General features: G+C 71.5%; 2 protein-coding genes. Both read left to right on the top strand.

Annotated features, from left to right (window positions below; all coding sequences use genetic code 11):
* A partial coding sequence (locus LCH29_RS43485) for a type I polyketide synthase (protein WP_446467208.1) occupies nt 1–4,860 on the top strand: 4,860 nt, incomplete at its 5' end.
* A 15-nt stretch (nt 4,861–4,875) separates the two neighbouring features.
* The coding region (locus LCH29_RS43480) for a beta-ketoacyl synthase N-terminal-like domain-containing protein (RefSeq protein ID WP_446467207.1) at nt 4,876–5,284 on the top strand (409 nt) is incomplete at its 3' end.

Raw genomic sequence — 5,284 nt, 5'->3', positions numbered from 1 at the left:
TCGCCGCTGCCGGTGGACCGTGGCTGGGACACGCGGGTGCTGGACGACATCGCGGCCGTCGGTGGGTTCGTCGCGGATGCCACGGAGTTCGATGCGGAGCTGTTCGGGATCTCCCCGCGTGAGGCGCTGGCGATGGATCCGCAGCAGCGGCTGCTGCTGGAGACCGCGTGGGAGGCCCTGGAACGGGCGGGCATCGACCCGTTGTCCCTGCGCGGTTCCCAGACCGGCGTGTTCGCGGGTGTGTCGGCCAACGGCTATGCCAGTGGCCAGGAGGACGACCCGGATACCGAGACCGAGGGGTATCTGCTCACCGGCAGCACGCCGAGCGTCGCATCGGGCCGGTTGTCGTACGTGCTGGGCCTGGAGGGCCCGGCGGTGTCGGTGGACACGGCGTGCTCGTCCGCGTCGGTCGCCCTGCACCTGGCGTGCCAGGCGCTGCGGGCGGGCGAGTGCGAGATGGCGCTCGCCGGGGGCGCCACCGTGATGGCTACCCCGGGCATCTTCGTGGAGTTCGCCCGTCAGGGCGGGCTGGCCGGGGACGGCCGGTGCAAGTCCTTCTCGGACGCCGCGGACGGCACCGGATGGGCGGAGGGCGGCGGAATCCTCGTACTGGAGCGGCTTTCCGACGCGCAACGCCTGGGGCACCCCGTGCTCGCGGTCGTACGCGGGAGCGCGGTCAACCAGGACGGTGCTTCCAACGGCCTGACCGCGCCGAACGGCCCCTCCCAGCAGCGTGTCATCCGCCAGGCGCTGAAGGCCGCCAAGGTCTCGCCGTCCGACGTGGACGTCGTCGAAGCGCACGGCACCGGCACCACGCTCGGCGACCCGATCGAGGCGCAGGCACTGCTGGCGACGTACGGCCAGGGCCGTGACGGTCAGGATCCCCTGTGGCTGGGCTCGATCAAGTCGAACATCGGGCACAGCCAGGCCGCGGCCGGCGCGGCGAGCGTGATCAAGATGGTCATGGCGCTGCGGGCACAGCGGCTGCCACGGACCCTGCATGTGGAAGAACCTTCGTCCCATGTGGACTGGGAAGCCGGGGCGGTGAAGCTGCTGACCGAGGCCCGTGCCTGGCCGCGCGGTGAGCGGCCACGTCGGGCGGGTGTCTCGTCGTTCGGCATCAGCGGGACCAACGCACACGTCATCATCGAGGAAGCGCCGACCGGTGATCCGGCTGTCGCTGCGGAGCCGGAGGGCTGGGACGATCCGAACGAGCGGGAGGACCGGCCGTCGGCCGAGCTGCCGCTGGTCCCCTGGGTGCTGTCCGGCCGGAGCGAACAGGCGGTGCGGGCGCAGGCCGGGCGTCTGACCGCCTTCCTCGGCGCGTACGAGGAGCACGCCCCCGCCGCGGTCGATGTCGGAATGTCGCTGGCGACCACCCGCGCCGTGCTCGACCACCGCGCCGTGGTGCTGGGGCGCGACCGCGATGCGCTGCGCGTCAGGGCGGCGGCCTTCGCAACCCCGACCGGTACCGACGGTACCGACGCCACCAACGCCATCGATGGGGCCACCGACGCCACCGTGGTGTCCGGTGTGGTCGGCGACGGCCGGACGGCCTGGATGTTCACCGGCCAGGGCAGCCAGCGGCCCGGCATGGGCCGCGAGCTGTACGAACGGTTCCCGGCCTTCGCCAGGACCCTGGACGAGGTCTGCGACTGCCTCGACACAGAACTGGAAGGCACCGCCACGTTCAAGGTGCCCGTGCGGGACGTGCTGTTCGCCGACGAGGGTTCCGCCGAGGCGGAGTGGCTGGGCCAAACCGGCTACGCGCAGACCGCGCTCTTCGCCGTCCAGTCCGCGCTGGTGGCCCTCCTACGCTCCTGGGGAGTACGCCCGGACGTGGTGCTGGGCCACTCGATCGGCGAACTGGCCGCCGCCTACGCCGCCGGGGTCTTCGAACTGGCCGACGCCGCTCGGCTGGTGGCGGGACGCGCCCGGTTGATGCAGGCGCTGCCCTCGGGCGGCGCGATGGCGGCGATCGAAGCCACCGAGAACGAGGTCGCCGGGATTCTGCACGGACTTCCCGACGGCGAGCGGGCGGCGGTCGCAGCGGTCAACGGCCCCACCGCCGTGGTGATCTCCGGCGACGAGGACGCGGTCGAGCAGGTGATGGTTGCTGCACGGGAGCGGGGCCGCCGGGTGTCGCGGCTGCGCGTCAGCCATGCGTTCCACTCGCCGTTGATGGAGCCGATGCTGGCGGAGTTCGCCGAGATCGCCGCGAGCGTCACCTACCGGCAACCGATTCTCCCAGCGGTCAGCACGGTCACGGGCGAGCCGGTCCGCGAAAAAGACTGGGCGAACCCGGACTACTGGGTGGACCAGGTCCGGCAGCCGGTTCGGTTCCATGACGCGATCGAGGCGACCACGGGCGGGCAGGGCGTCGGCCGACTGCTGGAGGTCGGGCCCGACCCGGTCCTGACGGCACTGACCCGGTCCGGAACCGACAGCGTGGACACCGCGTTTTCCGTGGCCGCATTGCGTGAGGGCCATGCCGAGCCCGAAACCGTGCTGACGGCGGTGGCTGAGCTGTTCGTACGTGGCGCCAAGGTCGATTGGGCGGCGGTGTTCGCCGGGACCGGGGCCGAGCGGGTGGACCTGCCGACGTACGCGTTCCAGCGCCGGAGGTTCTGGCTGCGGGACCGCAAGACCCAGGGTGTGACCACAACCGACGTGGGCCTCAGCGGTGCCGAAACCGAGTTCTGGAACCTGGTGGAGCAGGGCGATGTGGCGTCCCTTGCCGGCCAACTCGGCGTCGAAGCGGGCACACCGCTGGACACCGTGCTGCCCATGCTGTCGACGTGGCGCAAGCGGCAGCAGGAGCAGTCGGCGCTGTCGGGCTGGCGCTACGGAATGGTGTGGAAGCAGACGACCGTACCGAGTACGGGCCGCCTGTCGGGGACCTGGCTGCTGGCAGTGCCGGAGCGGCTGACCGCCGCCCAGGACGGACTGGCCGAGCAGTGCGCACAGGCTCTGCGGGCGGGCGGCGCGGCTGAGGTCACCGTGCTGACCCTCGCCGCCACGACGAGCCGTGAAGCACTCGCCGACCGGATCCGCGCGACCTCGGCGGATGGTGTGGTGTCCCTATTGGCCGAAGCCGAAGCCGAAGCCGAAGCGGAAGCCGAAGCGCAAGAACCCGGCGACGGACCGGTGCCCATCGCGACCGCCATGACGCTGACGCTGGTGCAGGCCTTGGCCGACGCCGAGGCCGAAGCGCCCCTGTGGTGCCTGACCCGCTCAGCGGTCTCCGTCGGAGCGGGCGAGCGGTTGGCCAACCCGGCGCAGGCCCAGTTGTGGGGCCTGGGCAAGACGGTGGCCTTTGAACAGCCGCAGCGCTGGGGCGGCCTGGTCGACCTTCCCGAGGACATCGGGAAGCGGAGCCTGACCCGCCTGGTGTCCGTCCTCGCCGCGAGTCGCACGGACAGCCACACGAACGGCCACACGAACGGCTATGAGGACCAGGTCGCCATACGCTCCTCCGGTGTGTACGCGGCCCGGCTGACGCGCGACACCACGCGGGGAGACGGCGACGGCTGGCAGCCGCACGGCACGGTCCTCATCACCGGCGGCACCGGTGCCCTGGGCGCGCATGTGGCACGTCGGCTGGCCTCCCGTGGCGCGGACCACCTCGTGCTGGTCTCCCGGCGCGGGGCACAGGCGCCGGGCGCGGCGGAACTGCGGCAGGAGCTGTCCGGACTCGGTGCGCGGGTCACCGTCACCGACTGCGACATCGCCGACCACCGGGCCCTTGCCGCCGTGCTGGACGGCATGCCCGAGGATGCGCCGCTGACCGGCGTCGTACACACCGCGGGGGTCCTGGACGACGGGGTGGTCACCGAGCTGACACCGGAGCGGCTCGCCGGGGTACTGGCCGCGAAGGCGGATGCGGCGCGGCATCTGCACGAGCTGACGGCGGAGCTGGAACTGGACGCCTTCGTGTTGTTCTCCTCCATCGCCGGGGTCCTCGGCAACGCGGGCCAAGCCGCATACGCGGCGGGCAACGCACACCTCGACGCCCTCGCGCAACACCGACGCGCCCTGGGACTGCCCGCCACATCGGTGGCCTGGGGGCCGTGGGGCGGCGACGGGATGGCGGCCGACGGAGTGGCCGAGGAACGGTTCCGCCGCTCCGGTGTTCGCGTACTGGACCCGGAGCTGGCGGTGGCGGCCCTCGACCAGGTACTCGCCGACGGCCGGGCCTGCGCGACCGTCGCCGACGTGGACTGGGAACGCTTCGCGCCTTCGCTGACGCTCGCCCGGCCCAGCGCGCTCATCGCCGACCTGCCCGAGGCGGCCGCGGCGCTGACCGCGACCGCCGACGCCGACGCCGAGGGGTCCGGCGAGCTGACCCGGCGGCTGCGGGACCTGCCCGCCGCCGAGCGGGAGCAGTCGTTGCTGGATCTGGTGCAGACCCAGGTCGCCGTGGTGCTGGGGCACTCGTCCGCCGCCGCGATCGACGCGGACCGCGCGTTCAAGGACTTCGGCTTCGATTCCCTGACCGCGGTGGATCTGCGTAACCGGCTCACCGCGGCCACCGGACTGCGGTTGCCGACCACGCTGGTCTTCGACCACCCGACTCCGGCCTCGCTCGCGGGTCATCTGCGTGGCGAGCTGTTCCCGGACGACGGCGACGACGCGGATCCCGGTCTGGACGAGGAGCGGCTGCGGCACGCGCTGGCGTCCGTACCCCTGGACCGATTCCGCGCGGCGGGACTGATGGACGCCCTGGTGCGGCTGGCCGCCTCCGGAGAGGACGAGCCGGAAGGGGCGGAGTCCGCGGAGGAGGGGGCGATCGCAGAGCTGGACGTCGACGATCTCGTGCAACTGGCGCTCGGTGACGACGAACCCTTCGAACAGGACTGATCGGGGTCACAACAGATGACTGCACCGTACGAAAAGGTCGTCCAGGCGCTCCGGAAGTCGCTGGAAGAGACCAACACGCTCAAGCAGCGGAACCAGCAGCTTCGCGCGGCCGCCCGCGAACCGATTGCCATTGTGGGTATGGGTTGCCGGTTTCCGGGTGGTGTCGCTTCTCCTGAGGGTTTGTGGGAGATGTTGGTCTCGGGTGGTGACGGGCTTTCGTCGTTCCCGGTCGACAGGGGGTGGGATCTGGATGGGCTTTTCGATCCCGGTCCGGGGCGTGTGGGGACGTCGTATGTGCGTGTCGGTGGGTTCGTGCAGGACGCCACGGAGTTTGATGCGGAGTTGTTTGGGATTTCGCCGCGTGAGGCGTTGGCGATGGATCCGCAGCAGCGGTTGTTGTTGGAGACGTCGTGGGAGGCGTTGG

It is taken from the genome of Streptomyces sp. BRA346, from assembly GCF_052851135.1.
Note: the sequence above shows the minus strand (reverse complement) of the source record. Positions and strands in the feature narration are given on the sequence as shown.